The organism is Corynebacterium sp. UMB4614 (assembly GCF_030217065.1).
Taxonomy (GTDB): domain Bacteria; phylum Actinomycetota; class Actinomycetes; order Mycobacteriales; family Mycobacteriaceae; genus Corynebacterium.
The window spans coordinates 24029-47556 of the sequence record NZ_JASONC010000016.1 but is presented as its reverse complement, the minus strand read 5'-3'; the positions used below and the strand labels follow the sequence as shown (position 1 = coordinate 47556).

Here is a 23528-nt window from a genome sequence, read left to right as displayed (position 1 = left end):
CCCCGAACCCGGATCACGTGCCCGGCGCGTCCTGCCCTCCCTGCCGGGGGTGATCCTCGTGGCTGAGCAGCAGATCCAGAAGCTCCAGCAGCTTGCCGCGCAGCTCCTGGGCCCTGCCGGTCAGCTCCCGCTGGCGGCGGACGTACTCCGCCTTGCCCTCGGCGGTTTCGATGCGCACTGGCTCGAAACCCCATTCCCGCAGGTCATAGGGGCTGGCCTCCATATCCAGCTGGCGGAAGTCCCGCGCCAGCTCGAAGCAGTCCACCCACAGCTCGCCCGGCACCACCGGCCCCAGCTTCGTCGCCCACTTGTACAGGTCCATGCCCGCGTGCAGGCAGCCTGGCTGTTCAAAGAACTCCTGGCTTTCCCGCGAAAGCTGGTTGGTGTTCATCGGGGTGGAGGCCGGGGTGAAGAAGCGGAAAGCGTCGTAATGAGTGCACTTCAGTTCATGCGCCTCCACCACCTCATTGGTTCCTGCTGCTCCCAGCCGAAGCGGCTCCGGGTGCCGCGGGGTATCGCGGTAGACCATCGCCCACTCGTGCAGGCCGAAGCAGCTCAACACCGCGGGCCGGGCTGCCGTCGCCGCGAGCAGGCGCTGGATGAACCGAGCGGTCTCGCCCCGTCGCGCCAGAAACGCCGAAAGGTCCAGCCGCCAGGTATTACCAACGCGCTGGTAGAAGTCCTTCACCTGAGGCAATTCCTCCACCGGTTCGTCCGGGCGGATCTGAAGGGCAGTGCCCAACCCCGGATGCCACTTCTTCAACTTCCCCGGGGTTACCGGGTAGTAGCTGAAGAGGAAGTCCCACACCGGGTGGCGTTCGCCCCTCTGGCGGCGCGCTTGGTGCGCCGTGGTCAGGGACTCCACCCGCCGAACGTGGGCAGCCTCGCGAGCCTCCCACTCGTTCCTACCTAAGACATGCTCGGGCGAGCGGGCGGGGGATAGCTGCGTTTGCGTAGCCATACGGGCGGTCGCTGCCTCCTCTTCTTTGCGGAGAACCGGTGGTCTTAGTCGTGGGTCCAGTCGCGGACAGTGCCCACGAGCTCCTCGATGATGTCCTCCAGCATCACCAGCCCGATGGTGCGCCCGTTCTCCACGACCGCTGCCACGTGAGAGGAGTTCACGCGCATCGCGCGCATCGCCAGGTCGAAGTTCTGCGTGCTCGTCACGGTGATCAGCGGGCGGATAGGGACGGCGACGTCGCGGTCGGCAAGGAAGTCGTCCAGGGCGTCCTTGACGTGCACGTAACCCAACCAGGTGCCGTTCGAATCGGCGACAGGGAAGCGGGAGAAACCCGTCTCCACCACCGCGCGGTGCACCTCCATGACCGTCGGGCCGGACGCCCCGAACGGCAGGGCGTAGACGTCTTCACGGGGGATGAGAACCTCGCTCATCGCGCGGCGGGAACTAGCCAGGGCGTTGGAGATGCGATCCGCCTCGTCGGCGGCGATCAGGCCCTCGGAACGGGACTCCGCGATCATGTTCGCCAACTCATGCGGCGAGACGGTGGAATCCAGCTCGTCCTTCTGTTCAACACCGAGTGCATGCAGCACGGTTCGTGCGATCCAGTTCAGCACGACCATGATCGGGTGCGTCACCTTAACGAACGCCAGGTGCGGCAGAACCAGGTACGTACCGACCGTCTCTGGTCCGGCGAGCGCGATATTCTTCGGCACCATCTCGCCCAGCACGATGTGCAGCATCGTGATCAACAGCAGCGCGATGGTAAAGCCGATCGGGTGGACGAAACTCTCCGGCAGCCCCAGGGCCGCCAGCGGGGCCTCGATGAGGTGGGCGATCGCCGGCTCGCCGATCATGCCCAGCAGGACGGAGGCGATGGTGATACCGAACTGCGCGCCCGCCAGCATGATCGTCAGGTGTTCAACGGCGTAACGGACCTTCTTGGCCCGCTGGTTGCCCGAGGCGATCATCGAGTCCAGGCGGTCCTTACGGGAGGAGATCAGCGCGAACTCCACCGCCACGAAGAAGGCATTGACCAGGATCAGAAAAGCGGCAAGAAGAATGCCCCACAGATCACCCATTAGTTCTCACCCTCCTCATCGATGTATTCGGCGGCCTGTTCCTCGGTGATCGGGCTCAGGATCACCCGGTCGACGCGGTGTTTATCCATCGAGATCACGCGGGCCAACCAGCGGTTGTTCAGCCCGCTTTCAAACGAGTCCCGGAGTTCCCGCTCGGAGCGGGGGAGGACCACCTGGTCGCCCTCCAGCGGCACCCTGCCCAGGGCCGACATCACGAGCCCACCGAGGGTCTCGTAGGGGCCGTCCGGGGCGGTGTAGCCGACCTCCTCGAAGATCTCGTCGGTACGGACCAGGCCGGACATCTCCCACATCTGCCCGGTGCGGCGGACCTCGGCGTCCTCGTCCTTATCGTCGTACTCATCCCAGACCTCGCCGACGATTTCCTCGACGACGTCCTCGATAGTGATGATGCCGGAGGTGCCGCCGTACTCGTCCGCGACGAGGATGAGCTGCGAACCGGCGGAACGCACGCTCTGCAGGACGGCCTCCCCGCCCAGGCTTTCCGGAACGGTGGGGACGGGGCGGGCGAGGCGTTTGACGGTGGTCGTCGCCAGCCGCTCCGGCTGCAGCGCGACCGCGTCCTTGACGTGGACGACGCCGATCGTGTCGTCCAAATCGCCACGGGTAACGGGGAAACGGGAGTGGCCGGTCTCCATTGCGAGCAGGATCAGCTTGTCGGCGGTGTCCTCCTCATCCAGCGACTCGACGGTGGAGCGCGGCGTCATGATGTCGTCGGCGGAGATGTCCCGGAATCGCAGGGAACGGTCCAGGATCTGTGCCTTGGCCTGCGTGAACTCGCCGGTACCGGCGGAGGACTTCACGATGGCGGCCAGCTCCTTCGGGCTACGTGCGCTGGCCAGCTCATCGGCCGGTTCGATGCCGAAGCGGTGCAGCACAAAGTTGGCGAGGTTGTTCAGCCAAGAGATGAAACCACGGAAGAACTGGTTGAAAGCCCACACCGGGCGGATCGTGAAGCGCGCAACCTTGATCGGGTCGGTGATCGCCAAGTTCTTCGGCACCAGCTCGCCGAAGATCATGGAGAGGGCCGTGGCCAGGATGACGGCGAGGGTCAGCGCGATCGCCATCGAGGCGGAGTGCGGGATGCCGAATAGATCCAGCATCGGGGTGAAGAACTTCGCCAGGATCGGCTCGGCGAGGAAGCCGGTGGCCAGGGTCGTGATCGTGATACCTAGCTGGGCGCCGGAGAGCATCAGGGAGAGCTCGCCGTGAGCCTTTTGGATCAGGCGTGCCGGGCCGTCGTTCTTGTCCTTGACGTGCTGGTCAATAGTCGATCTTTCGAGACCGGTGATGGCGAACTCGATCCCGACGAACAGCCCGGTACCCGCGGTCAGCGCAATGAAGCCCGCGAGGCCGAGGATGCTCAGCAGTATGTCCATATTCTTGAGAAGTTGTCCTTGGCGAGGAGTGAGTGGGTGGTGGGTTGTGCGTGCTCCGGCGGACCGGGACGGTGGTGGCTATTCACGTAGGATGCGGCGGACAAGCCGGGTGGGCTCAATCTTTTGATAGCCGAGGTTAGCGGAGCGCATCATGGTTGAAAGCTCGCGAACCTGGTCGGGGAAGGCAAGCAGGGCGACCGTGCCGGACGCACCCGCGCGGCCCGTACGGCCCGAGCGGTGTACGAGCGCCTTGGGATCGCGCGGTGGGTCGATGTGTACGACGGCGCGCACTCCCGGCACATCGATTCCCCGGGCGGCGATGTCGGTGGCGACAAGCACGCGCACCTTACCCTCGCGGAAGTCCGCGAGCGCGCGCTGGCGGGATTGATGGCCGCGATTGCCGTGCAGGGCGGAGACCTTGACCCCGCCCGCGGAGAGGTACTTCGCCCAGCGTGTCACAGCGTGGGTGGTGCGCACGAAGAAAATCACGCGAGGCACCTTGCGTGCGATCGCGCGGACCGCTGCCTGGCGCTGTCCGTTATCAGCGACCTCGCTGAGGAGGAACTCCACCGGGGCGTCCGCGCCCTTGGTGGGGCGTGGGGTTGGTCGAGCCGCCGTGGCTCGTGCGCCTGCCGCGTCCCGGTCATGTGCGCCTCCGGCGTCGGTTGCGGCGTGGTCCGGAGCAACTGGCGAGGCGGAGCGTGCGCCTGCGGCGTCGATGCGGACTGGGTTGCGAGTCCAGCCCTCGGCCAGTGCTGCGACCTCGCCGTCTAAGGTCGCGGAGAAGAGCAGCCGCTGGCCGCCTTGCGGAGTGCGTTCGAGAATTGCCTGCACCTGGGGAAGGAATCCGAGGTCTGCCATGTGGTCGGCCTCGTCCACGACCGTGACGGCGCAGTGCTCTAGGGAGATCGCACGGCGTTTAATGAGGTCGTTCAACCGACCCGGGGTGGCAACGACGATATCCACCGTGCGGGCCAGGGAGGTGAGATTGGCTCGCACCTTCACCCCGCCCACCAGGACCAGCGCACGCAGGCCCAGAGCTGCGGCATGCGGGTCCAGGTTCTCGAAGACCTGCTCAGCGAGCTCGCGGGTGGGGCAGAGCACCACACCCCGAGGATTGCCCGGCCGGGTCGCGCGCGGCAGATCCCCGGAACTCAACCGGGCCAGCATGGGAAGCCCGAAGGCGAGCGTTTTGCCCGAGCCGGTCGGAGCGCTGGCCAGCACGTCCTTGCCCTCAACGGCGGAGGGGATCACGCTGGCCTGGATGGGAAAGGCTTCACGCAGCCCCGCGCGCTGCAGGGACTGGGCGAGCGCTACTGGTAGCCCGAGCGATCGAAACTCGGGCTGGGAAGACGGCGGCTCGGGGTCAGGCGACGGCACTTAAGCCTCGACCTCGCTGCGGTCGCCGGACCAGAGGGTGTGGAAGGCACCAGGCTTATCCACGCGGCCGTAGGTGTGGGCGCCGAAGAAGTCGCGCTGGCCCTGAATCAGCGCGGCCGGCAGGCGCTGGGCACGCAGGGAGTCGTAGTAGGAGAGCGACGAGGCGAACACCGGAACTGGGTGCCCCTGGGCGGTCGCGGTCCCGACGACACGGCGCCACGAATCCACCAGACCAGACATCTGTTCCAGGAAGTACTCATCCAGCAGCAGGGACGGCAGCTGCCGGTCAGCCTCGTAGGCATCGACGATGCGGTTGAGGAAACGGGCGCGGATGATGCAACCACCGCGCCAGATGCGGGCCAGATCCCGGGGGTCGACGTCCCAACCGTATTCTTCCGAACCTGCGAGGATCTGGTCGAAGCCCTGGGCATAGGCGACCATCTTCGAGGCGTACAGCGCGCGGCGGACGTCCTCGATGAAGGCCTCCCGCTGGGCGGCGTCCACTGGGGCAGCCAGCTCACCGGAGGCGAGCTTGCCCTGGGCGGCCTGGCGGGCCGGGCCGTCGGAGGACAGCGCGCGAGCGAAGACCGCCTCGCCGATGCCGGTGACCGGGATACCCAGGTCGCAGGCGGACTTCACGGTCCAGCGACCGGTGCCCTTCTGGCCGGCGGCATCCACGATGATGTCCACCAACGGCTTGCCAGTCTCAGCATCCACCTGAGCCAGAACCTCGGCGGTGATCTCCACCAGGTAGGACTCCAGCTCGCCGGTATTCCACTCGCGGAAGACCTCGGAGATCTCCTTTGGACTCAGCCCCGCCCCGTAGCGCAGCAGGTGATAGGCCTCGCCAATGACCTGCATATCCGCGTACTCGATGCCATTGTGCACCATCTTGACGAAGTGCCCCGCGCCGTCCGGGCCGATGTGCGCACAGCACGGCTGACCATCAACCTTCGCGGAGATGGACTCCAGCAGCGGGCCCAGGGACTCATAAGCCTCGGCGGCGCCACCCGGCATGATCGCCGGCCCGTTGAGCGCGCCTTCCTCGCCGCCGGAGATTCCGGTGCCGACGAAGTGCAGGCCACGCGCGGAGATCTCCTTCTCGCGGCGGATCGTGTCCGTGTACAGGGCGTTGCCGCCATCGATGATGATGTCGCCCGGGTCCATGAGATCGGCGAGCTGCTCGATCATGGCATCCGTAGCGGGGCCGGCCTGCACCATGATGAGCGCACGGCGGGGCTTTTCGAGGGAGGCGACGAAAGCCTCCAGCGTTTCGGCGGGGATAAACGAACCCTGCTCGCCGAAGCCCTCCATGAAGCCCTCGGTGCGGGCGAAAGTGCGGTTGAAAACCGCCACGGTGTGGCCGTGATTCGCGAAATTGCGGGCGATATTGGACCCCATCACCGCCAGGCCAATCACGCCGATCTGGGCGAGCTCGCCATCTGGTGTGCCTGCGGGTGCCTGATTCGAGGAAAGATTCGGTGCCGAAGGTTTACTCATGATTTCCCAGTTTACCCCGACACTTAGTGGTTAATCTATTGACATGAACGAACACGTGACGACCATGTTGCAGCTCAGTAGCACGGCTAGCCAGCGTAAGCTCACCGCCGAAGAGCTCGACACCCTCAACGGAATTATGACCGCCACCAACGGATTGGACGAGGCACTGGGTGTTCGCTACACCGAGGTGGCACCTCATTCCCTCACCCTCCGCCTCGAGGTGAAGGCGATGCACCTGCAGCCATGGGGGATCACCAACGGAGGTATTTACGCCACGCTGGGGGAGACCGCAGCCAGCATGGCCAGCTTCGTTGCTGCGGGCGCGGGTCCGATCGTCGTGGGAACGAACAACAGCACGGACTTTCTGCGACCGTCGAAGCCTGGCGACGTCATCGTCTCCACCGCGACCGCTGAGCATCTGGGGTCGACCTCCCACCTGTGGCGCGTCGAGCACCGCAATGAGGAGACCGGCAAGATGCTGGCCTTGACGATGTTGAAAACCGCCGTGATGAATAAGCGGTAGTAGCCCCGCTCCACGGCTCCTCGTCGCCGCGCGGACGCATAGCGAGCCCAGCAAAAATCCCCGGCCACCCACCACGAAGGTGGGGCCGGGGATCGAGCTTTTCTAGCGCCCTCGGGCGCCAGCGCGGGGACTAGTCGGCGTCAGCCGGGGTATCGCGCCCCTCGCCGAACTTAAGGTTATCGCGCACCTCGAGGGAGCGGATGCCCTTCTCGTCCTCCAGCTTGCGCAGCTTGTTCAGCGCGTTACGGGCGTGCAGCTGCTGGCGGGTAGCAACCAGCTGCCAGCGGCGACGGGACACGGAGTTCAGGCCCCAGCTGAACGCGGCGATCGCGCGGTTGCGGAAGCCGACCAGGTACAGCAGGTGCAGGGCCAGCCACATCAGCCAACCGATGAAGCCCGAGACCTCGGCCTTGTTGATCTTCACCACAGCGTTGAAGCGGGAGACGATCGCCATCGAGCCCTTGTCGAAGTAGTCGAACGGAGCGCGAGCCTCCGGGCTGGTGCCATTCTCGATCTCGTCGATGATGGTCTTCGCAGCGTACTGACCACCCTGCATAGCGACCTGCGCCACGCCCGGCAGGCCGTTGAGGTTGATCATGTCGCCGATGAGGAAGACGTTCTTGTGCTCACCCAGGGTCAGGTCCTCGTTGACCATGACGCGACCCGCGCGGTCAGACTCCACACCAGCCTGGTCGGCGACGTGCTTGCCCAGCGGGGAAGCGGCCACACCGGCGGACCAGATCTTGGCGTAGCTCGGGATCGAGGACTCCTCGCCCGTCTTCATGTTCTTGTAGGTCACGCCCTCACGGTCCACGTTGGTGACCAGGGAGTTCAGGACGACCTCGACGCCAAGATCCTCAAGCTTGCGGCGAGCCTTGCGGCCCAGGCGCTTGCCGAACGGAGGCAGAACCTGCGGGCCACCGTCGATGAGGATGATGCGGGCGTCGTTGGTGTCAACCTCGCGGAACTCCTTGGCGAGGGTGCGGTGCGCCATCTCAGCCAGCTGACCAGCCAGCTCCACGCCGGTCGGGCCCGCGCCGACGACGACGAAGTTCAGCAGGCGGCGGCGCTCCTCCGGGTCGCTGGTGATCTCGGCACGCTCGAAGGCGCCGGTGACGCGGGCTCGGATCTCCAGGGCGTCGTCGACGGACTTCATACCCGGCGCGAACTCAGCGAAGTGGTCGTTACCGAAGTAGGACTGTGCCGCACCCGCAGCGAGGATCAGGGAGTCATACTCGATGACTGCTTCCTTGCCACCCAGGTCAGCGGTGACGTTCTGGCCGGCGATGTCGATGTTGCGGACCTCACCCTTGATCACGCGGATGTTCTCGTCGTCCGCCATCAGCTGGCGGATGGAAGGTGCGATCTCACCTTCAGACAGGATACCGGTCGCGACCTGGTACAGCAGCGGCTGGAACAGGTGGTGGTTGGTGCGGTCGATGATGGTGACCGCGATGTCCTTGCCCTTGAACTTCTTTGCCGCGAACAGACCGCCGAAACCGCCGCCGATAATGACAACGTGGTGGCGCTTACCTGCTGGACCAAGGGAGTTGGTGGTCATAGAAAACTAATGCTCCTCAGCACAATATTTTTGGTTTTTGTATTCAAGTTCTCGCTGATATACGGACCCTGTGAGATCCTCACGAAGCGTGCTTCAACAATCCTAATGCTTAAGGCCTTCTAAAGCACTTCCGGGATCCACCGGATATGGGTTGCTTCCTGAGTGTTAATACCCCGTTTGGGCCACAATATCGGCTAACTTTAGGGATAACTTCACCGCGAATGGCCGAGTCGGCCCCGCGAGCACCGGGAGAGGAGTGTCTGATAGTTCCCGTGGAACGTTTCTCTCTCGACCCCTATATCGACCCCGAGCGGTGGCCGCACCTCGCTGAGCTGCCCCGCGGCCGGTTCCTCGGCAAGCGATCCGAGGCATTTCGCGAGCGACTGGAAAAACTCTTGGACGATGAGGGGGTCTCCTTCGACTCCAAGGACGAGACCTACCTCGAGGTACGCGACGGGCTCATGCTCGACCGGGTGGTCGCCCAAGGCTGGCTGGGGCTCGCGGAAAGCTATCTGATCGGGGAGTGGCGGGCCGATCCGCTGGTCAAGGTGCTGGAGGTTCTTCTCAGCCAGCCCCTCGAGGCTCCAATGAACACCCTGCTCGGTGGCATTAGCCCGCTCAAGCCGCGACATAACTTCGGCTCGGTGCGTGCCGGCGAGCTGCCCGACGGTCTCGTGGAGCTGTACGCGGGAGCCACCCGCGCCACCGCCACTGCGTTGTTTGCCTCTGCCGCCCGCACCACGGAAACCGTGCAGGTCGACCGCAGGACCGGGGAGACTCTAGTGGATGACGAGGAGAATCCCGAGCCCCGCGGTTTGGCAGGTGTGCGCCGCCGACTCAGCAAGCCGGAGCAGCCCGTCACTCTTGATGAAACCTGGTACCTCAAGCCCGCCGACGCGCAGCGCCAGGACCTCAACTCCGGGCAGCTGCGCCGCATCAATCTGATGCTGGACGAGGCGAATGTTGGCCCGGGCGACCGCGTCCTCGAACTCTCGAGTTCCGGCGGTCAGCTAGCGATTCTCGCGGCCCAGCGGGGCGCCTCGGTGAGTGTGCTGACCTCCGATGAGGAGCACGCCGAGGTGGTGCGCTCCCGTGTGCGCCAGGCCGGCGTAGCCGGCGGCGTGCGCGTCGAGCTGATCAGTGGCCCGGTACCCTCGCCGCGGCAATGGGCAGGCGAATACGACGCGATCTTCTCCACCGAGCGGCTGGAGACCCTCGGAGAGGGCGGGCTCGGTCACTTCTTCCGCGCCGTGGATAGGCTCCTCGCAGACGGGGGCGTGGCCGTTGTGCAGACTCTGGTCGCCACCCCGCAGATGCGCGACACCGCGCGGGAATCCCTCGACGTGGTGCGCGGCTACATCTGGCCCGCGCTGGAATACTCCCCGGCGGCGCTGATCCGCCAACATATCTTCGCCGGCGGGCTGGACGTCGTCGCCGAAAATCACCTTGGACCGCACCTCGCAGCGACCTTGCCGATGTGGCGTGCCCACTTTGCCTCCCGCGAGCGCCAGGCGGCCGCCGCAGGCTTCGACGCGATCTACCGCCGCCTGTGGGATTTCCAGCTCGCGTTGCACGAAGCGCTTGTGAATGCCGGCGACATCGACTGCATGCAGTTCGTCATTCGCCACCGCCGTTAACGCGGGGTGGCCCCGGTTCCGCGAGACACTGATCAAAGTTTCGCAAATCGCGCACACAGCAATGTCCTTTGCCTAAACTAACCAATTATATTCGCGCCCCACGAGCCCGTGGAGCCGAGGCAGATGCCCGTAGACAAGGGGAGGACAGTTTGAGTACGCAGTGGAATCCGGACGTCATCGTCGTCGGTGCAGGCCTGGCGGGTCTCGTCACCGCCTACGAGGCCGCAACGAGTGGGTTGAACGTCCTCATCCTGGACCAGGAAAACCGTAACAACCTGGGCGGACAGGCGTTCTGGTCCCTCGGCGGGTTGTTCTACGTCGACAGCCCGGAGCAGCGGCTCATGGGGGTCAAAGATAGCGAAGACCTGGCCTGGCGCGACTGGGCGAACTCCGCCCAGTTCGAGGACACCCCGAACGACCGCTGGCCGAAGGCCTGGGGTCGGGAGTACGTCCGCTTCGCTGCCAACGAGAAGCGCAGCTACCTCAAGAACCTGGGACTCAATGTCCTGCCCACCGTCGGTTGGGCTGAGCGCGGCTCCGGCGACGCCTCCGGTCACGGCAACAGCGTGCCGCGCTTCCACCTGACCTGGGGGACGGGGCCGGAGGTCGTCCGCGTCTTCCGCGAGCAGGTCGAGAAGCTGGAGCAGGAGGGGCGCATCCGCTTCGAGTTCCGCCACCGCGTCGACGAGCTGATCACCGGTACCGGGGCTGACGGGAGCACCCGCATCGAGGGAGTGCGCGGCACGGTCCTGGAAGCAACGGATCTTCCGCGCGGCGAGGCATCCTCCCGAACGGCCGTGGGGGAGTTCGAATTCCGTGCGGCGGGCACCGTCGTCGCCTCCGGCGGAATCGGCGGAAACCTCGACCTGGTGCGCAAGCGCTGGCCGACTGACCGCTGGGGGCCCGCCCCGGAGGACATGGTTACCGGCGTGCCAGCCCACGTGGACGGCCGCATGATCGGCATCTCCGAAACTGCGGGTGCAAACCTCGTGAACACCGACCGGACCTGGCACTACCCGGAGGGCATGCACAACTGGAACTCCATCTGGCCGGGCCACGGTATTCGCATCATCCCAGGTCCCAGCGCGATGTGGCTGGACGCTGCGGGCCAGCGGCTGCCCAGCAACCTCATCCCGGGCGGCGATAACCTCGCGGCGCTGAGCCATATTGGGCGCACCGGGATGGGGTACAGCTGGTTCATCCTGAACAAGACCATCGCCGCCAAGGAGTTCATCTTCTCCGGCTCCGAGCAGAACCCAGACCTGACGGACAAGAGTGTGAAGAAGCTGCTTTCCAAGCTTGGCTCCGGCATGCAGGTCGCCGTGCAGGCCTTCATGGACCACGGCGAGGACTGGGTGATCGCCGACGACCTCAGCAGCCTGGTCAAGAAGATGAACGAGCTAGTCGGGCCTGATAAGCCACAGGTCGACGAGGCCGAGCTGCGCCGTCAGATTGAGGACCGGGATAGCCAGATCGAGAACAAGTTCTCCAAGGACTATCAGATCAATTACATCCGCACCGCCCGCCAGTACTTGGGCGACAAGGTGGTGCGTTGTGCGGCACCACACGAGTTGATGGACCCGAAGCACGGGCCATTGATTGCCGTGCGTCTGAGTGTGCTGACCCGAAAGACCCTGGGCGGGATCGAGACCGACCTGGCTGGGCGCTGCCTCACCAACGATGGGGAAGTCCTGCCGGGGCTCTACGCGGTCGGCGAGGTCGCGGGCTTCGGTGGTGGCGGTATGCACGGCCAGAACGCGCTGGAGGGAACCTTCCTCGGCGGCTGCATCCACTCCGGAAAGCGGGTCGGCGAGCAGCTGAGGTACACGCTGCCTAAGGCCGGCGCTGGGGCATAGCGCGACCCGAGGGTGGCAGGGCTCACGCCGGGTGGGGTGACCGGGTGAGCGCTGTGCCCCGCTGTAGCGCGGGGGATCAGGAGCTGGAAATAGATCGAAAGAAAGCGGTGAGTGGAGATGGCGCCTCAGGAAAACAACGCCAGTGCCCGTCATGGAAACGTCGGGGAAGCCCCGTGGCACGAGCTCGACGCGCACCAGTGGCGCGCGAGGGTCGCGGAGCGTTCGGCGGTGGAAGGGGTGCGCGCAGCCCTCGAAAGGATTGAGGAGCGAGACGCGTTCATCAACGCTTTCAGCCAGGTCTTTGCGGAAGACGCCCTGCGGGCAGCTTCAGCGCTCGACCAGCTTGATCCCTCGAAGCGTGGAGCTCTCCACGGCGTCCCCGTAGCCATTAAGGAGGAGCTCGATGTCGCTGGTGCGGTGACGAGTTTTGGAACCCGGGCGAACCACACGCCGAAGCCGGACGACTCCCTGGTCGTGGCCCGCCTGCGTGCGGCTGGAGCGATCATCATTGGCAAGACCCACATGCCGGAGTTCGGCGCTTATCCACTGACCTCCTCACAGGGCTATGGGGTGACCCGCAACCCGATCGATCTTTCCCGAACCCCAGGTGGCTCCTCTGGGGGCTCCGCCGCAGCGGTAGCGGCGGGGATGGTGCCGATCGCGATGGGCGGCGATGGTGGTGGCTCGGTGAGAATCCCGGCGGCGATGTGCGGGCTGGTGGGGCTCAAACCGGGTCGGGGAGTGCTGCCCACCGCCCCCTATACCGACCTGTGGAAGTCCCTGGGGACGTCCGGCCCGATGGCGCGCACGGTGGAGGACATCGAGCTGATGATGTCCGTCTTGCAGGACGACGATCCTGCTCCACTCGGACCGCGTGGACACGAAGGGGAGAGGCCCTGGCGGGTTGCGTGGCTGGACCGCTCGAGCACGCCGTTCATCCCGGTGGCCACGGCCAATCGCGAGGCGCGAAAGCGTGCCACCGCGCAGCTCGAGGCGCAGGGGGTGGAGGTTCGGCCGCTGTCTGCTCGGCTGCCGGATCCCACGCTGCCGTTCCTGATCCTCATGTTCGCCGGAATCCGGAGCGAAATCGGACTGCTGGAAAAGCCCGATCGCATCGAAAAGCGCCACCGACTGACCAAGCTGGTGGGCGCGCTCATGACGCCGAAGATGGTGTCCTGGGCGGAGAAGAAGGCAGCCGCCATTGGGCGCAAGGTCTCGGACATCATGGCCCGCGAGGGTATTGATGCGATCCTCACGCCGACCGTGGCCGACCGGCCACGCCGCGCTGACCTGCTGGTGGGGAAGGGAGCCATTCGTGCCTCCCTGCTGAGCATGCCCTCGATCGCCTACACCGCCATGTGGAATGTCGCGGGTCAGCCGGCGCTAGCCGTGCCAATGGGGCAGGGCAGCGACGGGCTTCCGACCAGCGTGCAAATGGTGGGAGATGTCGGCGCCGAGAAAAAGCTCCTGGATCTTGCCCGCGAACTGGCGTGACCCAGGGGATGCGGGGGCGATTTGTGTCTGCGAACACAGTTTCGCAATATGAGAATAAGGGAATATTAAGCAATACTGGGAAGCGTTCGTATTTGTGATATTTACGAAAGAGGCTCTCATTAGTGTCTTTGAAAAACACTTTTAAAATTGCATTATCCTTTGTGGGCCTCCTGGTCGGCGCGGGTTTCGCGACTGGTCAAGAGGTCATTCAATATTTCGGCTCCTTTGGGCTTTCCGCGCTGTGGGGCGCGCTGCTCGCCGGAGTCCTGATGACCATCGCCGGGGCAGTGATCCTGCAGCTCGGCAGCTATTTCCTGGCGCAGGAGCACCGCATGGTGTTCCGAAACATGTCCCACCCGATCGTCTCCAGGTTCTTGGACTTCGGCGTGACCTTCACGCTGTTTGCCGTGGGCTTCGTGATGCTCGCGGGGGCGGGGTCCAACCTGGAGCAGCAGTTCGGCTGGCCCGCCTGGGTCGGCTCGCTGATCATGCTGATCCTGGTGATGATCACCGGGTTGATGGACGTCGACAAAGTTTCCAGCATCATTTCGACGGTGACGCCGCTGATCATCATCGCGGTGCTTTTCGCCTTCGGCTACACGCTGTTCAACCTGCCGGATGACATGGCGGAAATGGGGCAGTTGGCTCAGGGAGCCGAATCACCAATCAGCCCGTGGTGGCTTTCCGCCCTGAACTACACCGGGCTTGCGCTGCTGCTGGGGCTGTCCATGGCCCTGGTGATCGGTGGCGCCAACACGAAGCCACGCGAAGCGGGTGTGGGTGGCCTCATGGGTGGTCTGATCTACCTGACGATGCTGATGATGGCGACCTTCGTGTTGCTCGCGAACTTCGATGTGGTCGGGGATTCGAGCGTGCCGATGCTCAGCCTGATCGATCACATCAACCATCCGCTGTCCTATGTGATGGCCGTGATTATCTTCATCATGATCTACAACACCTGCATCGGCATGTTCTACGCGCTGGGGCGTCGCCTGACGGCCAATCACCGCGATAAATACCGCCCGGTGTTCCTGGGTGTCTGCCTGGTGGGCTTCGGCGTGAGCTTCTTCGGCTTCGAAGCGCTGATGGCCAATGTCTATCCGATCATCGGCTGGGTGGGGCTACTGACGATCGCAGTGCTCGTCGCCTGGTGGATCAAGTCTCGCGTGCGCATCCAGCGCGAGGCTAAGTACCGCGAGCGCGCCACCGAACTGGTGAATAAGTTCCACGAGGGGGAGGAAGAGCTGAGCGACTCGGAGAGCCGCGAGCTCAAGAAGATCGTGGAGAAGTCCAACGTGGGCAACTACGAGCTCGCCGAGGCGCTCACTCGCGAGTACCACGGTGATTCTGAAGATCTGGACGAGAAGGACTCGGCTGAGGAGAACGCTGCCGACACCGGAGAGGCCTCCGAGGAGCCGTCTTCGGAGGAGGATGCCACGACGGAGATCGAAAACTCGACCCAGGAGCTCATGGATGAGCTCGAGGTTGATTGGGAGCCCGGCGAGGATTCCGACTTGAAGGAGTCCAAGGACTCCTAGAGTTCCTAGGGGGGGAGACTGACGGCGCCCGCTGCATTAGCCGCGGGGCCGGAGGGGCTTGGCGCAGGCCAGGGCCCCATAAAGCTAAAGTGTCATAATGTATATTATCGGACAATAGCGACCAGGCTGCTTGCCGACGGATGTCGAGATGATCCCTGTAGCCCCGTGCTTCTGAATCGATCACAAAACTCTAGTGTGCGCGCCACTACAGGTCTAGGATCATTCTGGTGAATCGCTTATCCGCGTCCCTGACGCAGAATCCGGCGCGCCTCGTGTCTGTCGGGTTTTTGAGCCTCATCGTGCTCGGCACTTTCTTGCTGCTGATGCCGTTCTCCGCGCCCGACGGTAACTCCGTCTCGCCGCTCGAGGCTTTCTTTACCGCGACGTCCGCCGTGACGCTGACCGGGCTGGGTGTTCGCGACACCGGCACGGGTTTTACTGCCGCCGGGCAGGTCGTGATTCTGGCCCTCATCCAAATCGGTGGCTTCGGGATCATGTCCTTGACGTCTTTGGCTGGGCTCATCCTCAGTGGCCGACTAGGGCTGAAAACTAAGCTTTATACCGTCGCGGAGCGGCGCACGCTCACCGTCGGCAGCGTGAAATCCACCATTATTGGCGCCATCGTTCTCACAGTGATCTGCGAGCTGCTCGTTGCGGGCGTCCTCGCGATACGAATGTTCACGGGCGGTTATGTCGATAGCCTGGGCTCTGCTGCGTGGATGGGTATCTTCCACGCCATTTCCGCCTTCAATAACGCCGGTTTCGGGCTGAACGCCGGTAGCCTCATTCCTTATGTCGGCGATGCATGGATCGTCCTGCCGATCGGCTTGGCGATCGTCTTTGGCGGGCTCGGCTTTCCTGTGCTCGATGAGCTCATCGCGCGAGTGCGCCTGCGCAGGCAGCGAAGGAAACCGCCGCGGCTGTCTATGACCGCTCGGATCACTCTCGATGGCACTGCGGTACTCCTCATCGGCGGCTTCGTCATGTTCTGGGTGCTCGAGCGCAATCGTGCATTCGCCGAGCTGAGCAGCTGGGATGCCGCCCTAGCGGCAGTGTTTCAGTCCATTACGACCCGTACCGCTGGTTTCCAGTCCGTGGACTTTGGCGAGATGTCCCCCAATACCCTGATGGGCACCGACATTCTGATGTTCATTGGAGGCGGATCCGGGGGTACCGCAGGTGGCTTGAAAATCACCACGTTCTTCGTGGTGCTCGCGGCGATCGTGGCAGAAATTAAGGGTGAAAAAGATACTGTCGTCGGCGGTCGTCGCGTTGACCACACCGTGATCCGCCAGGCTCTCACCGTCGGTGCTGTGGCGGTAGGTGTCATAACATTCGTTATCGCGTGCCTCCGTACGTTCAACCCTCAGTTCAGCGCCGACCAAATCCATTTCGAGGTCATCTCCGCCTTCGCCACCGTCGGCCTCTCCACCGGCATTACCGCTGACCTCAGCGGTGCCTCGCAGATCCTCCTCTGCGTCCTCATGTTCATGGGCCGCGTCGGACCCATCACCCTCGTCGCAGCACTCGCCACCACTACCCCGAGCAAACACTACTCCTATCCTGCAGAAAGGCCCTACATTGGTTAACCCACTCGACAAGCTCCTCCCCAACGCCCGCCCCATCGATCTTCCACCGGTCGCGATCATTGGGCTCGGCCGGTTCGGTTCCGCCATGGCAGAGGAGCTCCACAGCCACGGCGTCGACGTCCTCGGCATCGACGTCGACGAGAAGCTACTGCACGACAGCGACCCCCACCTCACCGACTCATTCATCGCTGACGCCACCGACCCCGAGGCGCTCAAGCAGCTCGGAGTAAAGGATTTCCAGCAGGTCGTCATCGGCATTGGTAGCAGCCTCGAAGCCTCGATCCTGACCGCGTCCAACCTCGTGGAACTTGGGGTCAAGGACATTTGGGCCAAGGCGGATTCCGATGCCCACGCCCGCATCCTCACCCGCGTCGGCGTGCACCACGTCGTCCGCCCCGAGCGGGACACCGGTCGCCGAGTTGCGCACCTGCTCAGCGGTCGTTTCCAGGACTACACCGTATTCGACCAGGGCTATGCGATGATCACCCTGCGGGCACCCAAGGAGCTGGTCAACCACTCCCTCAACCGGCACAGCCTGTGGGCGAAGCACCGCGTCCAGCTGGTGGCAGTGCACAGCGGTAACCAGTGGGCCCCACCCTTTGCAGACCACCAGCTCTCCCCCGACGACGACGTCATCCTCGCCGGCGCGCCCGCCGACCTGGAGAAGTTTGGTCGGCGCTAGGCCCCAGCCCCCCGTGGTGGGGACGAACCCCGGCTCAGGGCCCAACCCCGGCGCTAGCCGCCCGTCGCCTGGCGGATCTGATCAGCCATGATCACACCGGCGATGCTGAAGTAAATGATCAGGCCGGTGGCGTCCACCAGCGTGGACACGACTGGCGTCGAGAATACCGCCGGGTCCACGCCCAGCTTTTTCGCGACCAGCGGCAGCACGCCGCCGACAATGCAGGCCCAGGTACAGATCGCCACAATCGTCAAGGAAATCGTGAACGCGACCTGCGGATAGTACAAGAAGGCCAGAATCGGGAAGATCACCGTACCCAGGAAAACACCTAGCAGGAAGCCCACCCGAACCTCACGGCCGATGACTCGCAACACGTCCCGGGGTCTCACCTCGTTGACCGCGAGCGCACGCACCACCGAGGACGCCGCCTGCGAGCCCGCGTTACCGCCCGTACCGATCAGCATCGGCACGAAGATGCTGAGCACCACCACGGCCTCGAGCACGTCCTCGAAGAACTGCATAACGTTAATCGTGAGGAACGCGGCCAGGATCAGGACGATCAGCCAGACGCCGCGCTTTTTCGCGAGCGTCATCACCGTCGCCGTCAGGTAAGGCTCGTTCAACGGCTCGGCACCACCGGCACGGTAGGCATCCTCCGTCACCTCGGCCTCGAGGACCTCCATTGCGTCATCGACCGTGATGACGCCCAGAATGCGGTCCTCGTCGTCGACGACGGGCAGCGCCAGAAGGTCAGCCTCCTGGATCAGGCGGGCCGCGTGCTCCTGGTCGTCATAGGCTGAGACACTGTGCTGCTCCTCCTCAAGCAACTCCCCGACCAGCGTGCCCTCGGGTGCTGTGACCAGGTCCGCGAGCTCCACCATGCCGAGCAGCTTGCGCGACTCATCGGTCACCGCCACCGTGGCCAGCGCGATCGAGTGATGCGGGCCCGAGGCGTAGCGCTGAGCGCGCGACTGCAGCTTCTCCAGGGACTCCTCCCGGGTGGCATCCGGGGTCAGCACAGTGGGCGTGGGCACCATCAGACGGCCCGCGGACTCCGATGGATAACCCAGCAGCCCGCTGGTCACACGCCGCTGGGAATACGGCAGGCCCTGCAGGAGGCGCGAGGCGACCTTCGCTGGCATCTCATCCAGCAGAGACGCCTGGTCGTCTGGGGCCAGACTCGCGAAGATCTCCGTGACGTGGTCGTCGCGTAGCGCCTCCAGAAGCTCAGCCTGGTGTACCGGGTCCAGGTACTCGAAAACGTCCAGGGCACGGTCCTTGGGCAGCAACCGAAAGGCCACTGCCTGCTCCGCCCCGGAGATTCGGCCGAGTTCCTCGGCCACCACGACGGACGAGCGGTCGGCGAGCCATCGGCTTACCGCGTCGAGGTCCTTATCGTCCAGCAGGTCTTCGAGGAAACGTGCGTTCGACGCCATATCAGTGGCCTCCCCTTTGGACGCTCGCCCACAGTTGATAACCGGTCAGCGCGATCAGCGCGGCGCAGACCGCGGCAAAGAAGTAGTCAAGGCCGGTGCCATTACTCACGAGCCACCCGCCGAGCGCGAGCAGCACCACAAGCCGGATAACCCGGGACCACAGCAGAAATTGGGTATTCAATGGTGCTCCTAACAGTGACCGCGATTATTGTCGCGCGCGTCCCGCGTGGGGGCTTAAGGCTTCTCGAACACGAGAAGCAGGTCGATCGTTCCCTCGTCGGCGATCTTGGCCGCGACGAACTCTGGGGTCTTGATGTTGAAGTCCGAACGCTTGAACGGCACCTTCCCCTGGACGACGACCTTGTCCCCCGTCCGCAGTACCTTCAGCGGCGCGCTGACCTTGTTAGATTCGCCGCGGAGGGTGAGATCCCCCGTGACCTCGACCTCACCGACGGAGCCATCCTCCGGCACCTTGCTCAGATCCACCGGCTCGGTGATGCTGAACTTCGCCTTCGGGTAGTCCTCCGTGTGCAGGATCGAACGGCGGACGTTGATGTCGCGCTTTTCCACGTCTGAAGAGATCCCTGCAACGCGGATCTCCACCAGGCCCTCCGTGAGGGTTCCGTCCGTGACCTGCAGGTCACCCTTGATGTTCTCCTCCGTGCTGTTGTCCGCACGTCCGGAGGTGGTCTTCTCCTGCCCCGGCAGGATCTCACGGAAGGTATAACCAGCCTGGGTGTGGTTGGCGCCGGCACCAGGGACGATCACCCAGTGACCGTCCGCTGACGTCGTTGGTTCAGGACCACCCTCGACGAGATCAGCGGTCTGCAGACCCCGGTCAGTGAGCAGCTGATACGCGATCGGCCCAACGCCGAACAGGAATGCCGCGATAATACCGATAACACCCAGAGTGATAATTCCCTTGCGCATGGCACCCAGCCTAGTGCTAAGCAGGGAAGATTAGGAAAAGGTGGGGCTTAAGCGCGTCCCGGGGGTTGGGGGTGGTTCAGCTGCTCCGCGCGGTGCGCCAGCCGCACCAGGTCCGTAGCCATGCCACGCAGCTCAGCGCGCTCTGCATGCTCGTCTATCGCGGTGACGAGGTCCTCCGCCGCGCACCGAAGTTCGAAGAGCTGATCCCCCAACTCATCCCCAGTGTCCCCTGGGGTCCCCAGGCGGGTGCTTGTGGGCGTGGGTGCGTCCGGCGCCGGCTGGCTCGCACGTTGCTCGTAGGCCCGCTGGCGGCAGGACCGGCTGCAGAATTTGCGTGGCCTCCCCCGCTGCTGGCCGGGCATTTCCTCCCCGCACCACGCGCAGAACCCCGGCGTGTGGGGGAAGTCTTCGCGCGCAATGGGGGTGCTCATGGCTAAAGATCCTAACCCTTTCGGGGAACCTGGGAACAAAACCCGCACCCGGTGCGTTATCTACATTGATGGCGCCCCGGAGGCGCCGCTAGCGAACTTCGGAAGTGAGGAACTAATGGCAGACCGCGTACTGCGAGGCAGTCGCATGGGTGCCGTGTCGTATGAAACCGACCGGGACCACGATCTCGCGCCACGTCGGATGGTGAAGTACCAGACTGAGGACGGCGAAATTTTTGAGGTCCCGTTCGCTGACGACGCCGAGATCCCGCAGGATTGGTTGTGCAAGAACGGCCAGATGGGCACCCTCGTCGAGGGCGAGGGCATCGAATCTAAGCCTGCGAAGCCACCACGTACGCACTGGGACATGCTTCTTGAGCGCCGCTCCCTGGAGGAGCTTGACGAGCTGCTGGAGGAGCGTATCGAGCTGCTGCGTAAGCGCCGCCGCGAGGCCATGAAGCTGCTCAAGGAGCAGGAGAAGGCCTAGACCGGCCCTTCTTTCGCGTCAATACACATAAAGGCCTGGCCACGTAACCAACGTGGCCAGGCCTTTAGCGTTGAGCTCTCGGGTTAGCTCTGCAGAGCACGCTCCACGGTGCCGGCGCCGATGCGCGCGCCCTCGCGCATGAGCTGGCGAACCTGGTACATGCGGTGGCGGAAGCCCCAGCGGGTCACCTGAGCCATCGCTTCGCCCACGATGCGGCTGCTCATCTTGGACTCGCCGATCTCACGCTCGGTGAAAGTAATCGGGACCTCACGCACGTCAGCGCCTTCGTTGACGGCGCGCCATGCCATGTCCACCTGGAAGACATAACCTGCGGAGTCCACGGCGTCGAGATCCATCCGCTCCAGAAGATCCCGCTGGAAGGCGCGGTAACCGCCGGTGATGTCGGACAGGCCGGCGCCCAGTGCCATGGAAGCGTAGATGTTGCCGCCACGGGAGAGGAACTTGCGGTCGGCCGGCCAGTTTACGGTCTTTCCGCCCTTAACGTAGCGGGACCCCAGGACGAGTTCCGCGCCATCGTCGATCTTGTCCAGCAGCAGGTGGAGCTGCTCCGGGGCGTGGGAGCCGTCGGCGTCCATCTCGCAGAGAACCTCATAACCGTTCTCGATGCCCCACTTGAAACCGGCCAGGTACGCACCACCGAGGCCGCCCTTACCCTCGCGGTGCAGCACGTGGATGCGGGAGTCGTCCTTGGACATCTGATCCGCCAGCTCCCCGGTACCGTCCGGCGAGTTGTCGTCGACGACGAGGAGATCGACGCGCTCCGGCTCGGCTTCCAACAGGCGACGCGTGATGATCGGAAGGTTATCGCGCTCGTTGAAAGTCGGGATGATGACGAGAGTCTTATCGCTGAGCTTCTTCATAATGTGATTAGTTTATCTGCTTTTCTTGCGTGGTGTGGGGCGAGACGCGAGGAAGGCCCCGATTATCCCCAAAACACCTGCGGCGGCCAGCCCCCGTTCCACCCAGGGGCCCGCAGCCACGGACGGCGTTGTGCCATCCCGCAGCGGAATATCTGCCTGCAGGATGTCTGGGCGGAACAGTCGGCTTTGGTCCACCACTTCCCCATCCGGCATAACAATCGCCGAGACACCGGAGGTGGCAGCCACCACGACCGCCCGGTCAGTCTCGATCGCCCGCATCCGGCTCATCGCGAGCTGCTGGTAGCTCATGTCCGTGAAGCCGAAAGTGGCGTTGTTCGTCGGACTAGCCAGGAACTGGGCACCATTGCGCACCGCGTCGCGGGCGCTGGCGTCGAAAGAGATCTCGTAGCAGGTGGATACGCCTACGAGGACGTCCCCACGCGCAGCCGGCATCCGCACGACACCAGGCCCGTCGCCGGGGACGAAGTTGCCCGCCCGCTCGACGTTCTCGTTAACGTGCTTGAGGATCTCGCGGAAGGGCATGTACTCGCCGAAGGGCTGAAGGAACTTCTTCACGTGCTTCTCCCCCGGGCCCGGCTCGCTGCTGCCGGCCGGGCCCCAGGTGAGCATCGTGTTCTCATTTCCGATGACGGTGCCGACCATCACGGGCGCATCGATCTCCGTTACTGCTGAGTCGATGGCGGCGTAGGCGTCCGGGTCCTTAAACGGGTTCACATCGGATGAGTTTTCCGGCCAGATCACCACGTCGGGGTGCTTAGCCTCGCCGGCTGCGACCGAATCCGCGAGCTCATGGGTGCGCTGCACGTGGTTGTTCAACACGGCGCGTCGCTGTGCCGCGAAGTCGAGACCAGTTCGGGGGACGTTGCCCTGGATTGCTGCGACGTTGACCTGGCCCGCGGTGGGCTCCTGGCTAAAACTCGAGCCGTAGATGGCGGAGGCCAGCAACACAATGGCCACCACGCCCGCGTGCTGCAGGCGGAGCTTGGAGGCGATAGCAGCCCGCGTTGTGTACGGCGGACGGGCTGCCAAGTAGATGAAGCCACCGAGCAAGACGACCAGGAAACTCACGAACGCGGAGCCACCAAGCCGGATATCGGCGGCCAGCGGCCCGGACACCTGACCCCACGCCAGCCGTCCCCAACCGAAGCCCCCGAACGGCCAGTGGGAACGGACCCCCTCGACGGCGACGAAGAACGCCGCCGCGCCCACGATGCTGCGCCAGTTCCAGGCTCCCTTGCCCCAGCGCAGCAAACTGCGAGCCCCAAGACCAAAAATCAAGGCGTAGAGCGCCTGCACGATGGCAAGCGCGATCCAGGCCGAAGCACCGACGAACTCCCCGATCCAGGGCAGCAGAAAACCAAACGTCGCCAGCGAATTGAGGAAGGCAAGCGACACTGCATGCCGCTGCGTCAGAACGCCAAAGAAAAGCGCATAGCCCAACGGGGCGGCCCACCACAGCCCGGTGGGCTCGTAGGACGCGAAGACCATGAAGCCCGCAAACAGGGCTCCCACCACCCGCCACGGCGAGGGAAGTTTAGCGAGCCACTGCTTCATCGGGCGCTAGTGGTCCCAGCAGGGCCCTCATCACCGAACTCCTCGCTGCGGTGGTCAATGACCTCTCCCCAGCCTGGAATGTTGCGCACCTGTGGATCGCTGGCGCGGGAGGACACGATGAAAGACTCTCCACCCAGCCGGGTGATCTTCGCACGCAAAGCGGTACCCATGGAACGTCGAGCGATCGAGCGGGTCGGCGGGAGCATAAACAGAATGCCCACGACCCCCGTCACCACGCCCGGCAGGGCTACCAGTAGGGCGCCGAATGCAGACAGCGCTGCATCACCGGTCAACTTTCCTGGCGACCTGCGGTCCCGAAGCACGCGAACCGTCAGCACACGCATCTGCCAGGCGGCGATGGCGACACCGAGGATGAACAGCCCCAGGTACAGCAGGATCGTCCAGCCGAAGCCGAGCCACTTGCCCAGCAGAACAAAGGCCAACAGCTCCACGACCACGTAGAGGAAGAAGCTCCTGCGCATAAGTTTTCTGTGTCCTCCTAAAAACAATCACCTGCACCAGCGACATGCGGTACCTGATAGGACCAACACCGCGGTGGTGCTAGAGATTCCATCGTAGTCCCGGCGGAAGCAA

The 23528-nt window shown here is 64.2% G+C and carries 21 protein-coding genes; 8 read left to right on the top strand and 13 right to left on the bottom strand.

What is annotated here, in order from left to right; genetic code table 11:
• Nucleotides 1-13: 13 nt before the first annotated feature.
• The 5 genes from QP413_RS07620 to gndA form a co-directional block, all read right to left on the bottom strand.
• Complete coding sequence (locus QP413_RS07620) at nucleotides 14-961, bottom strand: 3-methyladenine DNA glycosylase (RefSeq protein WP_284781345.1); 948 nt, start codon at nucleotides 959-961, stop codon at nucleotides 14-16.
• Between the two features lie 44 nt (nucleotides 962-1005).
• Nucleotides 1006-2040: a hemolysin family protein gene (locus QP413_RS07615; protein WP_284781344.1), complete on the bottom strand. Its 1035-nt coding sequence runs from the start codon at nucleotides 2038-2040 to the stop codon at nucleotides 1006-1008.
• Nucleotides 2040-3437, bottom strand: a complete 1398-nt coding sequence (locus tag QP413_RS07610; RefSeq protein WP_284781343.1) for a hemolysin family protein — start codon at nucleotides 3435-3437, stop codon at nucleotides 2040-2042. Before QP413_RS07610 ends, QP413_RS07615 begins: the two co-directional genes overlap by 1 nt.
• A gap of 78 nt (nucleotides 3438-3515) precedes the next feature.
• Complete coding sequence (locus QP413_RS07605; RefSeq protein WP_284781342.1) at nucleotides 3516-4817, bottom strand: DEAD/DEAH box helicase; 1302 nt, start codon at nucleotides 4815-4817, stop codon at nucleotides 3516-3518.
• Nucleotides 4818-6317 (bottom strand): NADP-dependent phosphogluconate dehydrogenase, encoded by a 1500-nt coding sequence (gndA, locus tag QP413_RS07600; protein WP_284781341.1) that lies wholly within the window; start codon nucleotides 6315-6317, stop codon nucleotides 4818-4820.
• 43 nt (nucleotides 6318-6360) lie between these two features.
• On the opposite strand from gndA, the gene QP413_RS07595 reads away from it, so the two are divergent.
• Entirely contained in the window at nucleotides 6361-6840 is a 480-nt protein-coding gene (locus QP413_RS07595; protein ID WP_284781340.1) for a PaaI family thioesterase, read from the top strand.
• 130 nt (nucleotides 6841-6970) lie between these two features.
• On the opposite strand, the gene QP413_RS07590 is transcribed toward QP413_RS07595, so the two are convergent.
• Nucleotides 6971-8401 (bottom strand): NAD(P)/FAD-dependent oxidoreductase, encoded by a 1431-nt coding sequence (locus QP413_RS07590; protein WP_284781339.1) that lies wholly within the window; start codon nucleotides 8399-8401, stop codon nucleotides 6971-6973.
• A 146-nt stretch (nucleotides 8402-8547) separates the two neighbouring features.
• Here QP413_RS07590 and QP413_RS07585 point away from each other — a divergent pair, with 146 nt between their 5' ends.
• The 6 genes from QP413_RS07585 to QP413_RS07560 all read left to right on the top strand — a co-directional run bounded on the left by QP413_RS07585 (nucleotide 8548) and on the right by QP413_RS07560 (nucleotide 17197).
• Nucleotides 8548-10038 carry a class I SAM-dependent methyltransferase gene (locus QP413_RS07585; protein ID WP_284781338.1) on the top strand — a complete coding sequence of 497 codons (1491 nt, stop codon included), beginning with the start codon at nucleotides 8548-8550 and terminating at the stop codon, nucleotides 10036-10038.
• 149 nt (nucleotides 10039-10187) lie between these two features.
• Complete coding sequence (locus QP413_RS07580; RefSeq protein WP_284757401.1) at nucleotides 10188-11894, top strand: FAD-binding dehydrogenase; 1707 nt, start codon at nucleotides 10188-10190, stop codon at nucleotides 11892-11894.
• A 117-nt stretch (nucleotides 11895-12011) separates the two neighbouring features.
• A complete protein-coding gene (locus QP413_RS07575) occupies nucleotides 12012-13388 on the top strand; it encodes an amidase family protein (RefSeq protein WP_284781337.1) in 1377 nt (458 codons plus the stop codon).
• Nucleotides 13389-13549: 161 nt separating this feature from the next.
• Entirely contained in the window at nucleotides 13550-14926 is a 1377-nt protein-coding gene (locus QP413_RS07570; protein ID WP_284781336.1) for a hypothetical protein, read from the top strand.
• Between the two features lie 227 nt (nucleotides 14927-15153).
• Entirely contained in the window at nucleotides 15154-16515 is a 1362-nt protein-coding gene (locus tag QP413_RS07565; RefSeq protein ID WP_284781335.1) for a potassium transporter TrkG, read from the top strand.
• Entirely contained in the window at nucleotides 16508-17197 is a 690-nt protein-coding gene (locus QP413_RS07560; RefSeq protein WP_231837611.1) for a TrkA family potassium uptake protein, read from the top strand. The genes QP413_RS07565 and QP413_RS07560 overlap by 8 nt, the downstream gene beginning before the upstream one ends.
• Before the next feature lie 53 nt (nucleotides 17198-17250).
• On the opposite strand, the gene mgtE is transcribed toward QP413_RS07560, so the two are convergent.
• Genes mgtE through QP413_RS07540 form a run of 4 tightly spaced genes read right to left on the bottom strand, consistent with a single transcriptional unit; the run spans nucleotide 17251 to nucleotide 19994 of the window.
• Complete coding sequence (gene mgtE / locus QP413_RS07555; RefSeq protein WP_284781334.1) at nucleotides 17251-18633, bottom strand: magnesium transporter; 1383 nt, start codon at nucleotides 18631-18633, stop codon at nucleotides 17251-17253.
• A 1-nt stretch (nucleotide 18634) separates the two neighbouring features.
• Nucleotides 18635-18814, bottom strand: coding sequence for a hypothetical protein (locus tag QP413_RS07550; RefSeq protein WP_284781333.1), 180 nt, complete (start codon nucleotides 18812-18814; stop codon nucleotides 18635-18637).
• A 53-nt stretch (nucleotides 18815-18867) separates the two neighbouring features.
• A complete protein-coding gene (locus QP413_RS07545) occupies nucleotides 18868-19563 on the bottom strand; it encodes a YceI family protein (RefSeq protein WP_284781332.1) in 696 nt (231 codons plus the stop codon).
• Nucleotides 19564-19610: 47 nt separating this feature from the next.
• The gene (locus tag QP413_RS07540) at nucleotides 19611-19994 is read right to left on the bottom strand and encodes a hypothetical protein (protein WP_284781331.1); all 384 of its coding nucleotides are present in this window, start codon (nucleotides 19992-19994) and stop codon (nucleotides 19611-19613) included.
• A gap of 115 nt (nucleotides 19995-20109) precedes the next feature.
• Between QP413_RS07540 and QP413_RS07535 the strand changes: the two genes are divergently transcribed.
• Nucleotides 20110-20478, top strand: a complete 369-nt coding sequence (locus QP413_RS07535; protein WP_169847090.1) for an RNA polymerase-binding protein RbpA — start codon at nucleotides 20110-20112, stop codon at nucleotides 20476-20478.
• Nucleotides 20479-20561: 83 nt separating this feature from the next.
• Here the strand turns inward: QP413_RS07535 and QP413_RS07530 are convergent, their stop codons facing one another.
• From QP413_RS07530 to QP413_RS07520, 3 genes are read right to left on the bottom strand one after another with little or no spacing between them, the layout of a single operon-like run.
• Nucleotides 20562-21359 (bottom strand): polyprenol monophosphomannose synthase, encoded by a 798-nt coding sequence (locus tag QP413_RS07530; RefSeq protein WP_012360299.1) that lies wholly within the window; start codon nucleotides 21357-21359, stop codon nucleotides 20562-20564.
• 12 nt (nucleotides 21360-21371) lie between these two features.
• The gene (gene lnt, locus QP413_RS07525; RefSeq protein WP_222863846.1) at nucleotides 21372-22934 is read right to left on the bottom strand and encodes an apolipoprotein N-acyltransferase; all 1563 of its coding nucleotides are present in this window, start codon (nucleotides 22932-22934) and stop codon (nucleotides 21372-21374) included.
• Nucleotides 22931-23416 carry an FxsA family protein gene (locus QP413_RS07520; protein ID WP_284781330.1) on the bottom strand — a complete coding sequence of 162 codons (486 nt, stop codon included), beginning with the start codon at nucleotides 23414-23416 and terminating at the stop codon, nucleotides 22931-22933. Before QP413_RS07520 ends, lnt begins: the two co-directional genes overlap by 4 nt.
• Nucleotides 23417-23528: the final 112 nt, after the last annotated feature.